The sequence below is a fragment of the Flavobacterium pedocola genome (assembly GCF_053764385.1).
Window position 1 is genome coordinate 241,645 of record NZ_JBSNCR010000004.1, and the last position, 19,946, is coordinate 261,590.

The 19,946-nt window shown below is 40.3% G+C and carries 22 protein-coding genes; 10 read left to right on the plus strand and 12 right to left on the minus strand.

Annotation, left to right across the window (positions count from 1 at the left end; translation table 11 throughout):
• Nucleotide 1 precedes the first annotated feature (1 nt).
• The 6 genes from ACWPKD_RS10995 to ACWPKD_RS11020 all read left to right on the plus strand — a co-directional run bounded on the left by ACWPKD_RS10995 (nt 2) and on the right by ACWPKD_RS11020 (nt 4,084).
• Nucleotides 2-328 (plus strand): hypothetical protein, encoded by a 327-nt coding sequence (locus ACWPKD_RS10995; protein ID WP_455412727.1) that lies wholly within the window; start codon nt 2-4, stop codon nt 326-328.
• Between the two features lie 65 nt (nt 329-393).
• Nucleotides 394-585, plus strand: coding sequence for a hypothetical protein (locus tag ACWPKD_RS11000; RefSeq protein WP_455412728.1), 192 nt, complete (start codon nt 394-396; stop codon nt 583-585).
• Nucleotides 586-714: 129 nt separating this feature from the next.
• A complete protein-coding gene (locus tag ACWPKD_RS11005; protein ID WP_455412729.1) occupies nt 715-1,173 on the plus strand; it encodes a hypothetical protein in 459 nt (152 codons plus the stop codon).
• Nucleotides 1,174-1,291: 118 nt separating this feature from the next.
• The gene (gene ffh / locus ACWPKD_RS11010) at nt 1,292-2,632 is read left to right on the plus strand and encodes a signal recognition particle protein (RefSeq protein WP_455412730.1); all 1,341 of its coding nucleotides are present in this window, start codon (nt 1,292-1,294) and stop codon (nt 2,630-2,632) included.
• 63 nt (nt 2,633-2,695) lie between these two features.
• Nucleotides 2,696-3,577 (plus strand): bifunctional 5,10-methylenetetrahydrofolate dehydrogenase/5,10-methenyltetrahydrofolate cyclohydrolase, encoded by an 882-nt coding sequence (locus tag ACWPKD_RS11015; protein WP_455412731.1) that lies wholly within the window; start codon nt 2,696-2,698, stop codon nt 3,575-3,577.
• Nucleotides 3,578-4,084 carry a GNAT family N-acetyltransferase gene (locus ACWPKD_RS11020; RefSeq protein ID WP_455412732.1) on the plus strand — a complete coding sequence of 169 codons (507 nt, stop codon included), beginning with the start codon at nt 3,578-3,580 and terminating at the stop codon, nt 4,082-4,084. It abuts the gene before it with no gap.
• 18 nt (nt 4,085-4,102) lie between these two features.
• On the opposite strand, the gene ACWPKD_RS11025 is transcribed toward ACWPKD_RS11020, so the two are convergent.
• The 6 genes from ACWPKD_RS11025 to rluF all read right to left on the minus strand — a co-directional run bounded on the left by ACWPKD_RS11025 (nt 4,103) and on the right by rluF (nt 9,309).
• A complete protein-coding gene (locus ACWPKD_RS11025; protein ID WP_455412733.1) occupies nt 4,103-4,936 on the minus strand; it encodes a hypothetical protein in 834 nt (277 codons plus the stop codon).
• Between the two features lie 62 nt (nt 4,937-4,998).
• Nucleotides 4,999-5,814 carry a hypothetical protein gene (locus ACWPKD_RS11030; RefSeq protein ID WP_455412734.1) on the minus strand — a complete coding sequence of 272 codons (816 nt, stop codon included), beginning with the start codon at nt 5,812-5,814 and terminating at the stop codon, nt 4,999-5,001.
• Between the two features lie 46 nt (nt 5,815-5,860).
• On the minus strand, nt 5,861-6,586 hold the full coding sequence (locus ACWPKD_RS11035) for a hypothetical protein (protein WP_455412735.1): 726 nt from the start codon (nt 6,584-6,586) through the stop codon (nt 5,861-5,863).
• Nucleotides 6,587-6,795: 209 nt separating this feature from the next.
• Entirely contained in the window at nt 6,796-7,014 is a 219-nt protein-coding gene (locus ACWPKD_RS11040; protein WP_455412736.1) for a helix-turn-helix domain-containing protein, read from the minus strand.
• 582 nt (nt 7,015-7,596) lie between these two features.
• The gene (locus ACWPKD_RS11045) at nt 7,597-8,358 is read right to left on the minus strand and encodes a hypothetical protein (protein WP_455412737.1); all 762 of its coding nucleotides are present in this window, start codon (nt 8,356-8,358) and stop codon (nt 7,597-7,599) included.
• Between the two features lie 126 nt (nt 8,359-8,484).
• Nucleotides 8,485-9,309: a 23S rRNA pseudouridine(2604) synthase RluF gene (gene rluF, locus ACWPKD_RS11050; RefSeq protein ID WP_455412738.1), complete on the minus strand. Its 825-nt coding sequence runs from the start codon at nt 9,307-9,309 to the stop codon at nt 8,485-8,487.
• Between the two features lie 92 nt (nt 9,310-9,401).
• On the opposite strand from rluF, the gene ACWPKD_RS11055 reads away from it, so the two are divergent.
• Together ACWPKD_RS11055 and ACWPKD_RS11060 are read left to right on the plus strand one after the other, a co-directional pair.
• A complete protein-coding gene (locus ACWPKD_RS11055) occupies nt 9,402-10,412 on the plus strand; it encodes a hypothetical protein (protein WP_455412739.1) in 1,011 nt (336 codons plus the stop codon).
• Nucleotides 10,390-11,070: a S8/S53 family peptidase gene (locus tag ACWPKD_RS11060; protein ID WP_455412740.1), complete on the plus strand. Its 681-nt coding sequence runs from the start codon at nt 10,390-10,392 to the stop codon at nt 11,068-11,070. The genes ACWPKD_RS11055 and ACWPKD_RS11060 overlap by 23 nt, the downstream gene beginning before the upstream one ends.
• Here ACWPKD_RS11060 and ACWPKD_RS11065 read toward each other — a convergent pair whose 3' ends face one another.
• The 3 genes from ACWPKD_RS11065 to ACWPKD_RS11075 are packed head-to-tail and all read right to left on the minus strand — an operon-like array spanning nt 11,071 to nt 13,836.
• Complete coding sequence (locus ACWPKD_RS11065; protein ID WP_455412741.1) at nt 11,071-11,925, minus strand: alpha/beta hydrolase; 855 nt, start codon at nt 11,923-11,925, stop codon at nt 11,071-11,073.
• Nucleotides 11,926-11,958: 33 nt separating this feature from the next.
• Nucleotides 11,959-12,738, minus strand: a complete 780-nt coding sequence (locus ACWPKD_RS11070) for a zinc ribbon domain-containing protein (RefSeq protein WP_455412742.1) — start codon at nt 12,736-12,738, stop codon at nt 11,959-11,961.
• 3 nt (nt 12,739-12,741) lie between these two features.
• Nucleotides 12,742-13,836 carry a Nif3-like dinuclear metal center hexameric protein gene (locus tag ACWPKD_RS11075; protein WP_455412743.1) on the minus strand — a complete coding sequence of 365 codons (1,095 nt, stop codon included), beginning with the start codon at nt 13,834-13,836 and terminating at the stop codon, nt 12,742-12,744.
• An 81-nt stretch (nt 13,837-13,917) separates the two neighbouring features.
• On the opposite strand from ACWPKD_RS11075, the gene lpxK reads away from it, so the two are divergent.
• The gene (lpxK, locus tag ACWPKD_RS11080) at nt 13,918-14,943 is read left to right on the plus strand and encodes a tetraacyldisaccharide 4'-kinase (protein ID WP_455412744.1); all 1,026 of its coding nucleotides are present in this window, start codon (nt 13,918-13,920) and stop codon (nt 14,941-14,943) included.
• A complete protein-coding gene (locus ACWPKD_RS11085) occupies nt 14,915-15,727 on the plus strand; it encodes a purine-nucleoside phosphorylase (RefSeq protein WP_455412745.1) in 813 nt (270 codons plus the stop codon). The genes lpxK and ACWPKD_RS11085 overlap by 29 nt, the downstream gene beginning before the upstream one ends.
• Nucleotides 15,728-15,735: 8 nt before the next feature.
• Here the strand turns inward: ACWPKD_RS11085 and ACWPKD_RS11090 are convergent, their stop codons facing one another.
• Genes ACWPKD_RS11090 through lipA form a run of 3 tightly spaced genes read right to left on the minus strand, consistent with a single transcriptional unit; the run spans nt 15,736 to nt 19,878 of the window.
• A complete protein-coding gene (locus tag ACWPKD_RS11090) occupies nt 15,736-17,940 on the minus strand; it encodes an ATP-binding protein (protein WP_455412746.1) in 2,205 nt (734 codons plus the stop codon).
• A gap of 32 nt (nt 17,941-17,972) precedes the next feature.
• Complete coding sequence (gene gap, locus ACWPKD_RS11095) at nt 17,973-18,977, minus strand: type I glyceraldehyde-3-phosphate dehydrogenase (protein WP_455412747.1); 1,005 nt, start codon at nt 18,975-18,977, stop codon at nt 17,973-17,975.
• A 28-nt stretch (nt 18,978-19,005) separates the two neighbouring features.
• Nucleotides 19,006-19,878: a lipoyl synthase gene (gene lipA / locus ACWPKD_RS11100; RefSeq protein ID WP_455412748.1), complete on the minus strand. Its 873-nt coding sequence runs from the start codon at nt 19,876-19,878 to the stop codon at nt 19,006-19,008.
• Nucleotides 19,879-19,946: the final 68 nt, after the last annotated feature.

A 19,946-nucleotide genomic window follows, 5' to 3' on the forward strand; every position in this document is an offset into this window, starting at 1 on the left:
TTTGACAACCATAATAGCAGCTTATTTTGTACTTCTTATGGGAGTGCCAACTTTACGTGTTTTAAAATCGCACGTTTCAAAGCAGTGTATGGTTATGGCTCAAAAAGGATGTTGTCAGGGAGAAGAAATGCCCGACGGCTGCCAGAAAGAAAAATGTGTTTTGAACCTTAATTTTTCAGCAGGACAGTTTATCGTGCAGCAGATTCAGGATTTAAGTATTCCGGGTATTTTTGAAAAAGAGACAAAACAGCATTTGAACTATGCGAAAAATTTAATTCCTCACTTTTATAATTCCTTTTGGCATCCGCCGGAAATGAGGAATGTTTAAGCCGGAATCATCAATCAAATACAAAATTTAAAAAAAAAAATATAAACTCAAAATACATTATAAAGATGAAAAATATCGTAGCAATTTTAGCAGTAGCATTATTTACAGTTTCCATGAATGTAACTGCACAAGAGAAAAAAGTAGCGGGACCAGCTAAAAAAGAAACCACTACTAAAAAAGAGTCTTGCACTAAAGAAGAGAAAAAAGCATGTGCATCAGGAGAGAAAAAATCTTGTTGTGCTGCTAAAAAAGCATAATTTGAATTAAACAGCTTTGGAAAGCGCTTCGGAAACGGAGCGCTTTTTTTATTTAACATACATGACTTTTGTCATAGTTTCGGAATACTAAAGTGACGAACTTTATATTGAACTTTAAAATGTAATAACATGGAAACCAGGATTTTTAGAATATTGTTGTGTCCGTTGTTGTTTGTTTTTATCGGATGCAGTAGTGATGATGCTTCTTCATCCAACAACAGTGATTTAATTGCGGCCATAAATAACACCGTAACTTCGGGAACTTGGCGGATTACGTATTTTTATGATTCGGATACAGATGAAACGGCCAACTTTAACGGTTATGCTTTTACGTTTGTTTCCGCTGGGGTACTGACGGCAACCAATGGGGCTAATTCGTATACCGGAACTTGGTCTGTAACAGACAGTAACAGTAGCGATGATAATCCAAGCGATGTACATTTTAATGTCGGATTTTCGGCACCTTCAAATTTTGCAGATCTGAGTGATGATTGGAAAGTATTAGAGCGGACCAATACCAAGATCCGGCTTACCGATGTAAGTGGCGGTGGTGGTGGGACCGATTTCCTAACATTCGAGAAAAATTAATTTGATACCAGTCTAACGACTGGTTTTTTTATTCAGCCTATTATAAAACTTTGCTACTCCGTCACTTTGAACCTTTACGACTTTATATTATCTTTGCACCTCATTAAACAACAATACCATGTTTGATAATTTAAGCGATAAACTCGACAAAGCCTTCCATATATTAAAAGGTCACGGGAAAATTACCGAAGTAAACGTAGCCGATACCTTGAAAGAAGTACGCCGCGCGCTATTAGATGCCGACGTTAACTTCAAAATTGCCAAAGATTTTACCTCGCGTGTAAAAGACAAAGCAATCGGTCAGGACGTATTAACTACATTACAGCCAGGTCAATTAATGGTGAAAATCGTTAAGGACGAACTAACCGAATTGATGGGTGGTGATGTAGCCGGTGTAAACCTTTCCGGAAATCCGACCGTTATTTTGATGTCCGGTTTGCAGGGTTCGGGTAAAACGACGTTCTCGGGTAAATTGGCAAATTTCCTTAAAACCAAAAAAGGGAAAAAACCGCTTTTGGTAGCCTGTGATATTTACCGTCCTGCGGCAATCAATCAGTTGCACGTAGTTGGAGAACAGATTGGTGTTGAAGTATATTCAGAACCGGAAAATAAAAATGCGGTTTCCATTGCTGAAAACGCAATCAAACATGCAAAAGCTAACGGTTTCAATGTTGTAATTGTCGATACGGCCGGTCGTTTGGCGGTAGACGAGGAGATGATGACCGAAATCGCAAATGTTCACAAAGCCATCCAACCACAGGAAACCTTGTTCGTAGTGGATTCGATGACCGGACAGGATGCAGTAAATACAGCGAAAGCCTTCAATGACAGATTGAATTTCGACGGAGTTGTTTTAACGAAATTGGATGGTGATACCCGTGGTGGAGCGGCCATTTCGATTAAATCCGTTGTGGATAAACCGATTAAATTCATCGGTACCGGTGAAAAGATGGATGCGATTGACGTATTCTATCCTTCCCGTATGGCCGAGCGAATTTTAGGAATGGGAGACGTGGTTTCCTTAGTAGAAAGAGCGCAGGAGCAGTATGATGAGGAAGAAGCCCGTAAACTTCAGAAGAAAATCGCCAAAAACGAATTCGGTTTCGACGATTTCTTAACGCAAATACAGCAAGTGAAGAAAATGGGTAACATGAAAGATCTTGTGGGGATGATTCCAGGCGCCGGAAAAGCTTTAAAAGATGTGGAAATCGAAGATGATGCGTTCAAACATATTGAAGCGATTATTCATTCGATGACACCGGAAGAACGTTCTAGACCTGCTCTTTTGGATGCAAAACGCAAAACACGTATTGCGAAAGGTTCTGGAACCGATATCCAACAGGTAAACCAATTGTTGAAACAATTCGACCAAATGAGTAAAATGATGAAAATGATGCAGGGAGCAGGCGGAAAGAACCTGATGCGCATGATGGGCGGAATGAAAGGAATGAGACCATAAGTATAAAGACGCGACTATTCGCGTCTTCTTTTTTATAAAACAACACAAACAATAAGAAGAGGAATGCAACTACTAGACGGAAAAAAAACGGCTGAAGACATTAAGATTGAAATTGCTGCTGAAGTTCAAAAGATGAAGGCTAAAGGGGAAAAAGTACCTCATTTGGCTGCAATAATTGTTGGAAATGACGGTGCAAGTTTAACCTATGTCGGAAGCAAAGTTAAAGCTTGTGAACGAGTAGGTTTTGAATCGACTTTGATTAAAATGCCAAGTACGACTTCGGAAACGGAATTACTGAAAAAAATCAAGGAATTGAATGAAGATGACAATATTGATGGATTTATCGTTCAATTGCCGTTACCGGATCAAATCGATGAGCAGGAAGTACTGATGGCTATCGATCCAAGCAAAGACGTAGACGGTTTCCACCCTGAAAATTTCGGTAAAATGGCGTTGGATATGAGTACATTTATTCCGGCTACACCTTTCGGGATTTTAGAATTGTTGGAGCGTTATAATGTAGAAACAAAAGGAAAACATACGGTGGTTATTGGTCGCAGTCATATTGTAGGCCGTCCGATGAGTATTTTAATGGGACGTAAGGGTTTCCCCGGAAATTCAACAGTTACCTTAACGCACAGTCACACCAAAAACATTACACAGATAACTTCTCAGGCGGATATTATTATTACTGCTTTGGGAGTTCCAAATTACCTGAAAGCCGAAATGGTAAAAGATGATGTGGTAATCATCGATGTTGGGATCACACGTGTTGCAGACGAAACTAATCCGAAAGGCTATGTGATTACCGGAGATGTGGATTTTGAAAATGTTTCTAAAAAAGCATCACATATTACACCGGTTCCAGGAGGAGTAGGTCCGATGACTATCGCCATGTTGTTAAAAAACACTTTGTTGGCAAGAGAACAAAAAAGAGCAAAATAAATGCAGATTCTTTCCGCGGATAAAAACCAGCTTTATATTGTCAGAGATTTAGCGTATAAGATCTGGCCGGATGCTTATGGGGAAATCCTTTCAGAAGCACAACTCGATTATATGCTGGAAAATTTCTATGCGATTCCGTCTTTGGAAGAGCAGTTACAGCAGCACCATGTGTTTTTGTTAGCGGAAGAAAACGGTGTGTATTACGGCTTTGCTTCGTATGAAGTGAATTGTAAAAATTCAGGGAAAACAAAGTTGCATAAAATCTATGTGTTACCGGAAACTCAGGGGAAAGGAGTAGGGAAGCTTTTGCTGGAAGCTGTGGAAAAAGCCACTGCGGAGGCAGGCTGTAATCTCCTTTTTTTAAATGTGAACCGATACAACATCGCCCAGGAATTTTACAAAAGAAACGGCTTTGAGATTGTACACGAAGAAGATATAGACATAGGACGTGGTTATCTCATGGAAGATTATGTCATGGAAAAACAAATAAAAAAGCCGGAATCTTAAGTTCCGGCTTTTTTTATATTATTCTCCTAAATAGACAAACACGTTTGTTACTATGTGTTTGGGTGTGGCGTTAATCGGTGTATTAGAACCTCCTGAAGGTACTGTAACCGTGTGACTGTGACTTCCTGCACTTGCTGTATTGTATAAATTGGCGGGAGTAGCGTCATTGGTGCCCACCGTTTCGTTGAATAAAGGTACAAGCGGAAGGATGTTAGTAGCCAAACCCAGTGTTTTAGGACCATTATAAGCATCGGTATACTTGTGGTTATGGTTTCCTGCATTAGCGGTAGTCGGGGTGTAATTGATATTTGGAAGATTGGCTTGTGTCAATACAATGCTGTTGTTACCGGCTGTAGCCGTAATGGTTTCCGCCCCGCTTTTGGTTTTGATAAATTTGTCGCTCATGTTCGGTAAATTGCTGCTTATTCCAACCGCACCGGCATTATATTGGGCAACAGAAGGAAGGGATGTAACAGCTCTGCCGTTTAATAAGTACCATCCTTTGTGATCAGAGGCTTCAAGCGAATGTTTGATATCTCCAACCATTAGGGTATTAGGTCCCATTAGGTTCCATTTGGTCCCGTCATTATAATAAATCCCCTCACTCACAGAAGTAGAAGTTACTGTTGCAGAATTCACTGTGTTGTAGGTTGTCATTCCTTCCACATGTGTGGATAACGGAGACGGGCTATCGGTAGTTACAAGCGGCAAACGGGTTAACAATACTCCATTGCTTGGGCTGTAAATATCTAAAGCGGCGTTTGTATTCGGATTTGTTATGTCGATTCCAACATTTTGTGAAAATACCGGAATGGAAAGTAGGGTTAATAAAATTGTGATGGTATTTTTCATATCATGTAAATTAAAGGGTTAATGATAAGCTTTCGAATGTGTTTTGTTCGGGCTTTTAAATGTTATTTTCCTAAATACACGAAAGTGTTTGTTACCATGTGCGATACTTTTCCCAAAGAAGCAGAACTTCCTCCTGTGTTTACAGTAGCCGAATGGTTATGGGTGCCGCTATAGGATGAACTTGGAGTACTGATGGTAGTTACGGAATCAGATCCCACATCATTGTTAAGAATGTTCAGTACAATACCACCAAGAATTCCCAATAAACCGGTTACAAGATTTAAACTTTCAGGTGTTCCATGATATTTGTCGTCATGACCGTGGGAGTGGTCACCTGTAGTGTCTGTAGTCCCTGTAAACGTCACATTAGGAAGATTGGCTTGTGTAAGTGCAACCGTATTATTACCGCCTACAGCCATTAAGGATTCCGAGGCAGATTTTCCTTTAAGTATTCTGTCGGTAGCATCCGGAAGGTTAGTGGTAAATCCTACTGTTGTGGCGTTGGCCTGGGCTTTTGCCGGGAGAAGGTTTGTGTTTCTTCCGTCCAGTAAATACCATCCGTTATGGTCTTCGGTTAAAAGACTGTGTTTGACATCACCAATTTGAGTGGTAAGAGGTTCCAGTCGAATCCATTGGTTTCCGTCGTTATAATAGAATCCTTTATAAACAGCCAAATCTCCTGTTCCGGAAGGTGTTGTGTTGTAAACAATCATTCCGGCAACGTGCTGAGAAAGTGGCGATGCGATGCTTGTGGCAGAAAGTGTTACTCTGGATATAAGAACACCTTTGGCATCACTTTTTATATCTAAAACGGAATTTGAATCAGGTGTGCTTGTGCCAATTCCTACCTGTGAATACAGGCTTAGCGATACAAACATTATTATTAAGAGGGTAATTTTTTTTGTCATATTGTGTCGCTTTAAATTAATAACCTAAGTAAATGAAGATATTGGTGGCTAGGTATTTGGGAGTTCTGTCAACCGGTGTATTGCTACCGCCGGAATTAAAACTGACCGTATGGGAATGGTTCCCGGAATCTTGAGTAGTTCTTGCTACAGTAGTCGTTGTTTCTTTCGCAACATTTGCAATCTGGAATAAGGTCAGGATTGTTGTGGAAAGTAATCCGATGTTTTCAGTACCGATAAAGCTATCCACATTATGACTGTGAGCTCCTGTAGTATTAGTAGTACCTGTGAAATTTACATTTGGAAGATTGGTTTGTGCAATGGTAAATGCGTGGCTTCCTGCTGAGGAACCTACCGCATCTGAACCGTTTTTAGCTTTTAGAAAGCGGTCATCGGCATTTGGTAAATTTGAAGCGATTCCTATGGATCCAGCATTTGCCTGTACCGTTGCCGGTAAAGTGCCCAGTGCACGCCCGTTAAGTAAATACCAACCGCTGTGATCGGCTGTGGCAAAGCTGTGTTTCAGCTCACCAATCTTTACCGTGTTGGGATTTAGTCGTGTCCAGGATTTTCCGTCATTGTAGTATAAACCAGGAAAGATGGTGTTTATTCCTGTTCCGCTAAGTGCGGTGTTGTACACAATCATCCCGGCAACATGGGCTGCCATCGGATTGGGCATGTCAAGTCGTTCAAGTGGAACTCTTGGTAATAAAATTCCCTTAGTGGTACTCACTACCTCAATCATAGCATCTTCATTGGGGGAGGGGGTGCCAATACCTACTTGCGAATACAAGTTGCAACAAAAAAATAAAAGTAAAAGTTCTCGCATACATTAAGGTTTTTTATTGTTAAACAATTTTTTTTGATAATAAAAATGACACACAAGGCTTAGTTTTACTATCGGCGCTAAACACTTAAAAGAACTCGAAGAACATTAATTATATGGCGTATAACTTAAAATAATTCCTTAATCTCAATTTTCAGGACTTTACATATCTTGCTCAGGGTTAGGATTGTTGTATTGATCTCGCCTCGTTCTATTCTTCCGATCTGATTTCTTGGGACCGAAGCTTCATAAGATAATATTTCCTGAGACATACTTTTTTCCAACCTGATTTGCCTGATTTTTTTTCCTACATCTTTGGTAAGAGCTGTGTTGTCATTTTCAATCATGGTATAAAAGTGCTATTTTATTTCAAGCTTTAATGACACATTTTAGTGTCTTTTGCGATTTAGTTTTTTGAAATTGCTGAAATTCAAAAACTGTAAATACCTTTAAATGCTAATGAAATGGGGATATCTGCGCAATTCTTAAACTAAAAGGAACACAAGCATAAATAAATGAACGTTAAATTGAGAGTCACATAAATTTAGCGTAAAAAGATTTACAGATACAGAACTGTCAAAATTCTTCATAAATGTCTGTAAATGCGGGTGTTTTTGTCTTTTGAACAGCTGTGGATTTATTTTAGCCAACGCTAAAACTACTTTTTCCATTTAGCATTCTATTATTGATTACAGGTGAATTATAATTAACATTTGTAATAAAATACTTTCCCGTAATAATACCCTTTGAGATGGTAGTAATTTTATAATCGATTTAATTAAAATAATTGCTTACTGTTTTAAAAAATAGATTAACAGACAAAATAAATCGAGGAAATGCAGCACAAAAAAACTAACCATTTCTAATATGGTTGCTGTCGGGGCAAGAAAATACAGAAACAGTTTTGGTGTCTTTAGGAGAAAATGGGGTTATTCTCCGGTACGAACTTTAAATTCCAGACTTCTGATTTGACAGTATTGAGAACTGTTGGTGCCAAAAACACTTTTAATGTATTGTTTTACTTTTTTGGCTTTTTGAAGTATACCGGTTTCAGGATTGTACAAAATCATGTTACGCAGTTGCAAAGCATTACTGTACTGGGTGTAACTGTTTATCAGATTTAGGTTGTGCGTTTGCAGGTTGTTGAGTTTTTGTTCTAAAGAAACTACTTTTAGCTCTTGCTCATTAGGGCTGTAAACCGGATTTTGTTTCAGGATTTCGATCAAAGTGGCGAAATGATCAATTTTGCGGTCGTAGGATTGTTGTGAGGCAGATAGGGTTCCGCCACCCATGGTTTCATTTGCACTTTTCAGGACCACTCCCTGAATTTTTTTGTTTACGGCTTTCGCATCTTCAAGTGTTAATTTATTAACTCCGGAAACCGCAAAGGCATTGATTATTTTGGTGCAAAAGGGTTTTAAATCCTCAAAAGCGCTTCTTCGGTTGTTGGTGTGGTTGTCGAAGTTTGTTTTTTGTATCCTTACTTCGTTCAGTTTTTCAAAAGCGTTTTGGTATAAGTTATTAAGGTGGGGGATTTTCAAACGGTCGTTCGACGGGTTATAGGTTTCACCCAAACTCTGGCAAAATGAAATCAGTCTTAAAAAATTCGCAACGTTTTTGGCATGACCGGTTTCGCTGGTCGATTTTTTGAGTAGCCCGTTACCGTTGCCGAATTCAGAAGCTGAAGTCATTGTGTAGGTATTTTATTAGTTTCCCAAAAATATTAAAAAAATATTTTGTTAAGAAAGTTCTGTCTTATTTTTTTATCCGATAGTTGCCTTATTTTGTGATACTGAAGTGTTGGATAAAAAGAATGCTTATCTTCTGAACCTGTGTTTGTTATCAGGTTTTTTGTTGTCTGATGGTTTGAAATTCTGTTTAATTTCGGGTTTTTGGGTGCCGGTTTTCGGAAAACTTGCTTCTTCAGTTTTGCTGGAATCACCAATTAAACTGTTAAGTTGTTTGATTTCGGCATCGGTTAAATCGCGGTAACGGCCTACCGGTACATCAAGGGAAATGTTGATGATGCGGATGCGTTTTAAAGCCGTCACTTCATACCCTAAATACTCACACATACGACGAATCTGACGGTTCAATCCTTGTGTTAAGATGATTCGAAATACGAATTTGCTAACCTGTTCCACCTTGCATTTTTTGGTAACCGTATCTAAAATAGGTACACCGTTGCCCATGCGTTGTATAAAACGATCGGTAATCGGTTTGTTTACGGTAACAATGTATTCTTTTTCGTGGTTGTTGCGCGCGCGAAGGATTTTGTTCACGATATCGCCGTCGTCGGTCATGAAAATCAATCCTTCACTGGCTTTGTCCAATCGTCCGATAGGGAAAATTCGTTTGGGATAATTAATGTAATCGACTATGTTATTGCGTACATTTTGATTCGTGGTACATTCAATGCCCACCGGCTTGTGAAAAGCCAGGTAAATCGGTTTGGAAGTTTTTTCACGGATCAGTTTTCCGTCTACGCGGATTTCGTCTTCGGCAGAAACTTTTGTTCCCAGTTCAGGCTTTTTTCCGTTGATGGTGATTCGGCCTTCCTCCAGCAGTCGGTCTGCTTCGCGGCGGGAGCAGTAACCGGTTTCGGAAAGGAATTTGTTAATACGTGTTTTATTTTCTTCCATGATGCAAAAGTAAGGTTTAAATCCTTAAAAAGGAAAGAAATGGGAAAACCGATTTACTTTTTAATATCTTTGAGCCTTAATTTGTTAACGTCTTGAAGAAGCTGTTTTTAGCTATTGTTTTTTTAGCGGGTCTTAACCTTTTGGCACAAAGCCGAAAAGGGGAGTTTCATTTAGCTCCGGATTCGGATTCGCATGAACTTTACGTTACCTTTCAAACGGATTTAGTATTGGCTTCCGAAGACTTGGATAGCTCTTTGAAGCTGTTGATTCCTGAAATTCAATCAGTTGTTCAGCAATACGGCTTGCATTTCGAAAAAGGAATTCTGATTTCAGATGAAAAGCTAACGTTTCTTTCTCAGGAAGCGCTTCGGATTTCAAAGACCGATGCAGCCGTCCGAAAACTAAAAAACATCTTAAAAGTACAGATCAGCAATCCTACTAACAGCCGTCTTTTGGAAGTCGCTGAAAAATTAGAACGGTTACCCGAAGTTGACTATTGCGCTTTAATGTCTTTACAGCCTATTGTGCCGCCTTCTGATATTCCGCCCACTACTACTAATTATGAGCCCAATCAGACGTATATGGCCGCAAATCCAGGCGTAAACATGAGCTATGCCTGGGGATTAGGATTAACCGGAAGCGGAATTCGGGTCCGTGATGTAGAATATGGCTTCAATCCTAACCATGAGGATTTAAATGGTATTGCGGTTTCCATTGCGCCTGGAATGACAATTAGTTCTTCCGCCACTACAACGTATACCGAACACGGAACGGCAGTTTTTGGAATTGTCATAGCCGATAAAGGCACCTATGGAATTTCAGGAATGGCCTATGGGGCTCAGGAAATGGTGTTGTTCCCAGAGTGGCAGCAAAGTGGTTATAACAGAATCAATGCGGTAACGCAGGCGATTGCAGCTTCACAGGCAGGCGATGTGATTTTATATGAGATGCAGGCCTATGGTCAGGGGAGTAATTATGTTCCGGCGGAATATGATTCCGTGGTTTGGGATTTAACCAAAGCCGCTACCGATGCAGGCATTATAATCGTAGAAGCTGCAGCTAACGGCAATCAGAACCTGGATGCGACGTTTTATGCTTCCTAGTATGGGCAGAGGGAATTCCGGAGCGATACTGGTAGGAGGCGGAAGGTCAAATACGACACATAACAGGATTTCGTACAGCACTTATGGTTCCAGGGTTGATGTGCAGGGCTGGTCGGAAAACGTGTATGCCTCCGGTTATGGCGATGTGATACAAGTAGGTGGTGATTTTAATCAGGGCTATACTAATTTTTCCGGGACGAGTTCGGCTACTCCAATGGTGGCTTCGTGTGTGATTGTGCTGCAATCGTATTACCACAGTTTGACCGGAAATTATATGACGCCTTCTGCAATGCGTCAATTGTTGATAAGTACAGGGGTTTCACAAGGTGTTGGTGTTACGGGGCATATAGGTCCGTTACCAAATATGCAGGCAGCCATTGATCAGCTTACGGTTAACCTGTCCAGTGAGAATCCGTCGCTATTGGCGGTTTCAGTATATCCGAATCCGGTCAGCGATTATTTTATGGTACGATTTTCCGATGCTGTTTCGGAAGAAGCCACTGTGGAATTACTTGATGCTTTAGGCAGAGTTGTGCTCAGACAAGAGCGTCTTTCGCAACACCAACAGATTGCTATGGCGCAACTTCCGGCAGGTGTTTATTTTGCAAAAATCAGTGTTGGTGCAAAAACCGTTACCAAAAAAATCCTGAAACGTTAATTATTCCTCAAACAGGAAGTCGTAAATCTTCTGGTACAAGTGTTCGTCGTGCATGCTGTGTCCTAATCCTTTGGTTTGGATGAACTGAGCTGATTTCCAGGCTTCGGCAATTTTTTTTCCTTCGTTGAACGAAACCACATCGTCATCAATATCGTGAGCAATCAGTCCTTTAAGATTGAAGGTAGACGCAAAACGTTTTCCGGAAAATTCCGAAGGGGAAATATGGAAGCGTTCTGTAAACCGTTGTTTCAGCAGTTGAAAGGCTTTGTTGTTTAGGCTGATGGTTTTCTTGTAATTGCTCAAAAGGATTTCGAACTCGCTCGGAGCACCCAAAATCACCATTTTTTGAAGCAGCGGATTGTTGTATTTAAAATGATAATACAAACAGGTCGCGCCGCCCATGGAATGCCCGATCATGTATTGCGGCTGGAATTTGCGGATCAGCGCATCTACATAACTGGCATATTTCGGGATGTTGAATTCGGTTCCGCTTGAAAGTCCCTGTGCCGGACCGTCCAATGCAATAATGGTGCTTCCGGATTTTCGAAGTTGCGGAATCATGAGCTCCCAGCGCGACGCGTTACTTTCCCAGCCGTGTACCAATAGGATTTTATTTTCGTTTCCGTTCCAGATGTATGCCTGTATGGTGTCGGTTTCGTTTTGAATGACAACTTGTTCCGATTCCTGTAATATTTTAGGGATGGTGGAAAGGCTTAACTTTCCTTCACGCGGTTCGGTGAAATATTTATAAGCAAGTTTTGAGGCTTTTTCTGGATTTACATAACTAATCGCATTGATGTACAAACCAATGGATTTTGTTAGCACGTAGTAAGAAAATTTGTCAAAATATTCCATAAAAAAAGCCTCCGTTTGGAGGCTTTAAGTTAGTTATATTTTTGCAAATAATTGCTGCATTTTTTCTTTTTCTTCATCGGCTAATAAATTGTCGACTAAGATTCTTCCGCTGTGCTCATCGGTTAGGATTTTTTTGCGGGAAGCGATTTCCATTTGCGTTTGCGGCGGGATGGTGAAGAACGATCCTGCGGAAGCACCACGCTCGATGGATACTACGGCTAAACCGTTTCTTACGCTGGAACGGATTCTGTCGTAAGCCCCTAATAAACGGGTTTCGATTTGTCCGCGGAACTCATCCGATTTGCTGATTAAGAAGTTTTCTTCTTTTTCAGTTTCAGCCATGATGTCGCTTAATTCCGATTTTTTGTGTTTTAAATGCGTTTGTTTTGCATCTAATTTATCTTTGGTTTCCCCAAGAACCACTTTTTTGTGCTCGATGGAAGCCTTCATTTCCTTGATGTGCTTTTCAGCCAATTGGATTTCTAATTCCTGGAACTCAACTTCTTTTGTTAAAGCGTTGAACTCACGGTTGTTACGAACCTCTTTTTGCTGAGTGCTGTATTTTTTGATGGACTCTTTGTGTCCTTCAATAGCGTTCTTTTTGTCTTTGATTTGCTCCTCGATAGCTTCCAAATCGCTTTTCAGTTTCTCTAAACGAGTGCTTAATCCGGCAACTTCATCTTCTAAATCTTCCACCTCAAGAGGTAACTCTCCTCTCACATTTCTGATTTCGTCAATTCGAGAATCGATTAACTGTAAGTCATAAAGAGCTCTTAGCTTTTCTTCTACACTTAGTTCTTTAACGTTTGCCATATTTTAAAAGTACTTAACTGGATTTGTATTTTCTTCCGATAAAATGATTGCAAAATTACTAATTTTTTTCGTAAGATAATCAACTATATAATTTTTTGTAAATCTTTCGCTTTCATAATGACCGATATCCGCTAAAAGCAGTCTGTTTTCGGCCTCATAAAACTGATGGTATTTCAGATCGGCGGTCAGAAAAGCATCCGCTCCGGCGTTGATGGCGTTTTTGATGGCAAAACTTCCGGAACCTCCTAAAACCGCAACGGTCTTGATTTTTTTGTTCAGCAAAGCGCTGTGACGGATGCCTCCGGTTTTCATCTTCTCTTTTACCAGCTGAAGGAAATCCGCTTCGTTCATCGGAACTTCCAATTCACCAACCATACCTAAACCAATATTTTGATGGGCATTCTGTAAGTCGTAAATCTCATACGCTACTTCTTCATAAACATGATTGGAAAACAAGGCTTTCAGGATTTTGCTCTGCTGATGTTTTTCGAAAGTAACTTCGATTTTAATTTCCTCGGCTTCCACAAATTCAAAACGTTCTCCGATTTCTGGGTTGCTGTTTTCGTTGCCCATATACGTTCCGATGCCTTTCGAATTGAAACTGCAGTCGTCATAATTACCGATCTTTCCGGCGCCTGCATCAAACAAGGCATTGCGGACCTGCTCTACGTTTTCCGGTATGGTATAAGTAATTAGTTTTTGGATGAAATTTTGTTTCGGAACCAGTATTTTGGTGTTGATCAGTCCTAAAGCGTTACAGAAAATCTTGTTTACACCCTGCTGATGATTGTCCAAAGCCGTATGAACTGCATAAATGGCCACATCGTTTTTAATTGCCTTGATAACGGCGCGTTCCACATAATTCTTTCCTGTAATCTTCTTCAGCCCTGAAAATAAAATAGGATGGAAGCAAACCACGAGATTGCATTTTTTGGTAATGGCTTCGTCGATTATGGTTTCCAGCGCGTCATGGCAAACCAAAACGCCTGTAGCTTCGGAATCTGCATTTCCTACCAAAAGGCCTACATTGTCAAAATCTTCGGCATACGCCAACGGAGCCATTTCTTCTAAAACGGAAAGAACTTCTCTTATTTTCATCTGGAATAATTTTCGGTAAAACAAAGTAACGAATAAACGCATCAACTTTATAATAAAGATAAAAAATACTACATTCGTATTATGAATTTTCTCAGAAAACTACTCTTTCCGTTTGCGGTTTTGTACGGTTTTGTAACCTCCGTTCGTAATTTTTTTTACGATAGAGGAATTTTTAAATCGCATTCCTTTGCCCTTCCGATTATTGCTGTTGGTAATTTAAGTGTTGGCGGGACAGGAAAAACACCGCAGATTGAGTATTTGATCCGATTGCTTTCTGAAAAGTATACCATTGCAACCTTAAGCCGCGGTTATAAACGAAAATCAAAAGGGTTTGTCTTGGCCGATGAAAAGGCAAATGCTGCTGTTTTGGGCGATGAACCGTTTCAGTTTCATCAAAAGTTTCCGGAAATTCAGGTGGCAGTGGATGCTGATCGGGTAAACGGAATCACGAAATTGCTTTCCGCAGAGAAAAAACCACAGGTTATTCTGCTTGACGATGCCTTTCAGCACCGCAAAGTAAAAGCGGGTTTTTATGTGATCCTCACCGCTTACGATGATTTATATAGTAATGATTTGATTCTTCCCGCGGGAAATCTCAGGGAAAGCAGAGCAGGAGCAGAACGTGCCGATGTGATTATTGTTACCAAATGCCCGCCTCATCTGACGGTTACCCAACAGAATCAGTTGAAAACAGATTTGAAAATCCAACACCATCAGCAGTTGTTCTTTACTTTTATCGCTTACGATGATTATGTGTATTCCGATGAACGCCAAATTCCGGTGACTGAAATAGCCGATGTTGATAAATTACTTGTAGCGGGTATAGCAAAACCGGAATCTTTTTTTGCATATTTGCAGGCTGCGAAAAAATCAACGATGGTTTTTCCTGACCATCACGATTTTACGCCGCAGGACCTTGAAACGATAAAAACAAAAGCAAAGGACAGTCTTATCATCACCACCGAGAAAGATTATATGCGATTAAAAGGGAAGTTGCCGAAAGAACAGCTTTTCTATTTGCCCATCCGAACCTCTTTCTTAAACGATAAAGCCGAATTTGATAAAACCATTTTGAACTATGTGGGAGCAAGTGCAACAAACCGTTGAGTTTATAAAGGAGAAAACCAATTTCACTCCGGAATATGGGGTAATTCTAGGTTCCGGTTTAGGAGGTTTTACGGAAGATATTCAAATCGAGTATACCTTGCCTTATAATGAAATACCGAATTTTCCGGTTTCTACAGTTGAAGGACATAAAGGTGCCTTGGTTTTCGGTACGATTGAAGGTAAAAAAGTTGTGGCAATGCAGGGGCGTTTTCATTTTTATGAAGGCTACGACATGAAACAGGTAACTTTTCCGGTTCGTGTCATGAAATATCTTGGCGTTGAAAAACTGATTGTTTCAAACGCATCCGGAGGTGTAAATCCCCATTACCGTGTAGGTTCGATTGTGATTATCAAAGACCATATTAATTTTATGCCGGAGCATCCGCTTCGTGGTAAAAACGATTTGCGTTTCGGGCCCCGTTTTGTAAACATGAGCGAACCGTACAGCCGTAAGATGATTCATAAAGCCAAAGAAATTGCGTATGAATTGGGAATTGATGTGAAAGATGGTGTTTATTTAGGTTTGCAGGGACCGACTTTTGAAACCCTTTCCGAATATCGCATGGTGAAAATTTTAGGAGCGGATTGCGTGGGAATGTCTACTGTTCCTGAAGTGATAGTTGCGGCACACATGAATCTTGAAACGTTCGGGATTTCCGTGATTACCGATATGGGCAACGAGGAAAGCATTGATACCATCACGCATGAAGAAGTGTTGGAAGCTGCAAAAGAAGCGGAGCCTAAAGTGAGAAACCTAATCAGGAACCTTATTGTTTCGTATTAATTAAGGTATTAACTCTGAACGGCATTGGTGGCGTTCGATTCCATGATCGTATTAGCGATAATCTGATAGAATTTTTCCGGATCAAACGGTTTTGTGATGACTTCATTCATCCCGAAGGAAAGCAGCATTTCTTTGTTTTCGTCAAGGGAAATGGCGGTTAAGGCCACAATCGGTGTTTTCTTGTCGAATTTTCGGATCTCTTCCGTGGCAGTTGTTCCGTTGATGCCCGGTAAATGCACGTCCATCAGGATTAAGTCGTAACGATGGTCACGCATATGTTCTACAGCGTCCTCGCCATTTTCTATGATGAAACAGGTCATTTCTTTTTTCTCCAGCATTTTTTGGGTAATCATCTGGTTGATTTTGTTGTCTTCCACCAGAAGGATGTTTTTGCCGATCAGCCATATGTTTTCGTAAGCCGGACCTTCTTTTTTCTCGATTTTTTTCTCAGTAAAACGGAAGGACAGGTCAAAGTGGAAACGGGAGCCTTTGTTTTCCTCACTGTCCAGTTTGATTTTTCCGCCCATGATGTGCACCAGTCTTTTTACAATTGCCAGGCCTAAACCGGTTCCACCATACTTACGGTTGATGTGAACAGAGCCTTGTGTAAAGCTGTCAAAAATGGTTTCCTGATGTTCTTTTGGAATTCCAATACCGGTGTCTCTTACTTCGAAATGGATTTTCACGGAATTGGCTTTTTCTTTTTTGATTTCGGCAACCACCCAAACATTCCCCTTTTTAGTGAATTTTATCGCATTGTTGATTAGGTTGATGAAAACCTGCGAGAGTTTAGTCGGGTCTCCGATTAAGGTTGTGGGTAGTTTTTCGTCGATACTTAAATGGTAGACTGTTTTGTTTTTGTTGGCAATTTCGGTAAAGGAACCCACAATGTTTTCCAATAATTCCCTTAGGTCAAACTCGATGTTTTCCACATCGACATTGTCGGATTCCACACGGTTTATCTCAAGGATGTCGTTGATGAAAGTCAAAAGGTAATTTCCGGAGAATTTTAGTGAATTCAGGTAATTCATCTGCTCTGGTTTCGGGTCTTCGTCGATCAGAATATGGGTAATCCCGTTGATGGCATTCAAAGGCGTTCTTAACTCATGACTTACTGTTGACAGGAATTCAGCACGCGCTTTTGAGGCTTTTTCGGCTTTGGTTTTGGCATTCTCCAGCTCCTGGTTTTTATCTTTTAAAAGCTGATTGGTTTTGGTTCGGATGATATTGTTTTTGTATAGCGAAAGACTTAAAAGCGATAAAATCGAAATCAAGGCAATACTCAGGATACTGATCAGTTTTGAAAATTTAATGGTTTTTTCCTGTGCTTTGTTCTGAAGATTCATCCGGTCGATGGCCTTGAACTGTTCGCTGGGGATGAATGTTTCCGTTGAAGAAGCCCCGATAGCTTTGTTTCTTAATTTGGACAGTGAATCTCTTAACGAAGTGTGTTTTTTTAAATAGTAAAGCGATTGGTGCGTTGCATTGGTTTTCTCGTAGAGTTCGCTTAATCGACGGGTTATTTTTAATTTTTGCTTGAAATTATCCGAAGAAACAGATATGCCATAGGCTTTGTTCAGATAATCAATAGCTTTTTTAGGATCTTGTTTTGCCTCGATTTCTGCCAGTTGGTAATACGCTTCAGCTTTTGTTTCAAAAAAGACTTCAGAATTGTTTTTGTCAATTACGCTGTTGAAATTCTCAATAGCGTTGGCAATATCCCCGTTGTTTTTACTGATAACGCCCTTCTGTAAATCAATCAGCGTCACGGCTTCGGGGATGTTCATTTGGTTGTAAACCGAAATCGCTTTGTTGAAATAATTGTCGGAGAGGGTGTAATTTTTCTTATTCAGGTAACTGAGTCCCAGGCTGTAATAACAAAAGGCACTGTTGGAGGAAGGTGATAAACTGTTGTAAATGGCAAGGCTTCGGATGTAGTTTTCAATGGCCTGGTCATTTTTGTTCAATTCGTTATAAATACCGCCAATGGTTAGAAAACTGTCTGCCAATTCTTTTTGCAGTTTGTTTTTCTCGGCGAATTTCTGTGACTTTTTTGCATAGGACATCGCTTTGTCGTAGTCGATATTGTTTTTGTAAAAACCCGATAATTCAAGGTAATAAGTAACACTATCGATTTTGACATCGGCCTGATCGTTTTGCGAAAAGGCTAAGAATGAGAGAAATAGTAATAAAAAAGCGAAATAATTCCTCATGTTCTGCAAATAAGCAGTATAAATATAGGAAATTATTTCTTTGAAATAAAACTAATTAAATCAATTATTCGGGAAGAGTAGCCAATTTCATTATCATACCAGCCTACTACTTTAACCATTTTGTCAATTACGGAAGTAAGTTGGGAATCAAAAAGACAGGAATTGGTGTTGCCGAGAATGTCAACGGAAACAATTGGGTCTTCCGTATAGGCAAGAATACCTTTCAGTTCGTTTTCGGCTTTTTCTTTAAACGCTCTGTTGATTTCTTCGATGGAAACTTCGCGCTGAACATTAAAAGTAATATCCGTCAAAGAACCGTCCGGAACCGGGACACGAATACCGCAGCCGCCCATTTTTCCTAAAAGTTCGGGGAATATTTTGGTTATGGCTTTAGCTGCTCCGGTGGTAGTGGGAACTATCGATTGTGAAGCTGCACGTGCTCTTCGTAGATCTTTATGTGGTTGATCGTGAAGGCTTTGGTCGGTAGTGTAGGAGTGGACAGTTGTAATGTACGCCTGCTCAATGCCGCACAATTCCTGAATCACTTTGATCATCGGTGCTGCATTGTTAGTGGTGCAGCTTGCATTGGAGATGATTAACTCGTTTCCGTCCAGGATGTGTTCGTTTACCCCTAAAACAACGGTTTTTATGGAATCGTCTTCCGGAGGTGCAGACAGGATAACCTTTTGAGCGCCCGCTTTCAAATGTGCTTCGGCTGTGGAATGTTTTAAAAACTTTCCGGTAGCTTCAATCACAATATCAATGTCAAGATCTTTCCAGTTTAGGTTGACTATTTCTTTTTCATGGAAGAAAAAATAAGGTTTTCCGTCTACTAAAAGGGAAATTTCGTCTGTAGTGACTTCGTTTTTCAAAACACCGTGGATGCTGTCATATTTCAACAGATGAGCCATGGTTTTTACATCGGCTATATCATTAATGGCGACCACTTCAATCGTTGGGTGATCAAGCAGGAGGCGGAACAAATTTCTTCCGATCCTTCCGAAACCGTTAATAGCAACACGTGTTTTGGTAGTCATTTAAAATTTAAAAAGGTAATTTAAATTATTAAAGAATGTGTTTTTGAGCATGATAAGAAGAACGAACCAAAGCACCACTTTCCACATGGCGGAAACCTAATTCTTTTCCGATTTTTTCGTATTTCTCGAATTGTTCCGGAGTGATGAATTCTTTAACCGGTAAGTGTTTTTTACTCGGTTGCAAGTATTGTCCGATGGTTACGATGTCTACATTGGCATCGCGTAAATCTTTCATGGTCTGAATCACTTCTTCTTCCGTTTCGCCCAAACCTAACATAATGCCGGATTTGGTTCTGCGGATGCCTTGGTCTTTCAGGTATTTTAAAACGGCTAAACTTCTGTCGTATTTGGCCTGGATACGTACTTCGCGGGTTAAACGACGAACGGTTTCCATGTTGTGGGAAACTACTTCCGGGCTTACTTCCACAATGCGATCTAAAATACGTTCTACGCCTTGGAAATCAGGGATTAAAGTTTCCAGAGTGGTTTCCGGGTTCATTCTGCGGATGGCTTTCACGGTTTCCGCCCAAATGATGGAGCCCATGTCTTTAATATCATCACGGTCCACGCTGGTAATCACGGCATGTTTGATGTTCATGATTTTGATGGATCGGGCTACTTTTTCCGGTTCGTCCCAATCCACTGTTTCCGGTCTTCCGGTTTTAACGCCGCAAAAACCGCACGAGCGGGTACATACATTTCCTAAAATCATGAACGTGGCTGTTCCTTCTCCCCAGCATTCTCCCATATTCGGGCAACTTCCGGAAGTACAAATGGTGTTTAATTTGTATTTGTCAACCAAGCCTCGCAGTTCAGTGTATTTCTGACCTGTAGGCAGTTTTACGCGCAGCCATTTTGGTTTGGCTTTTGGTAAGATGTTGGAGTCTAAAACAGTGTCCATAATGCTGAAAATAATGGCAAAGATACTAATTGTTGTGAACTTATGACTTCGTTTAACGCATTTTTAAT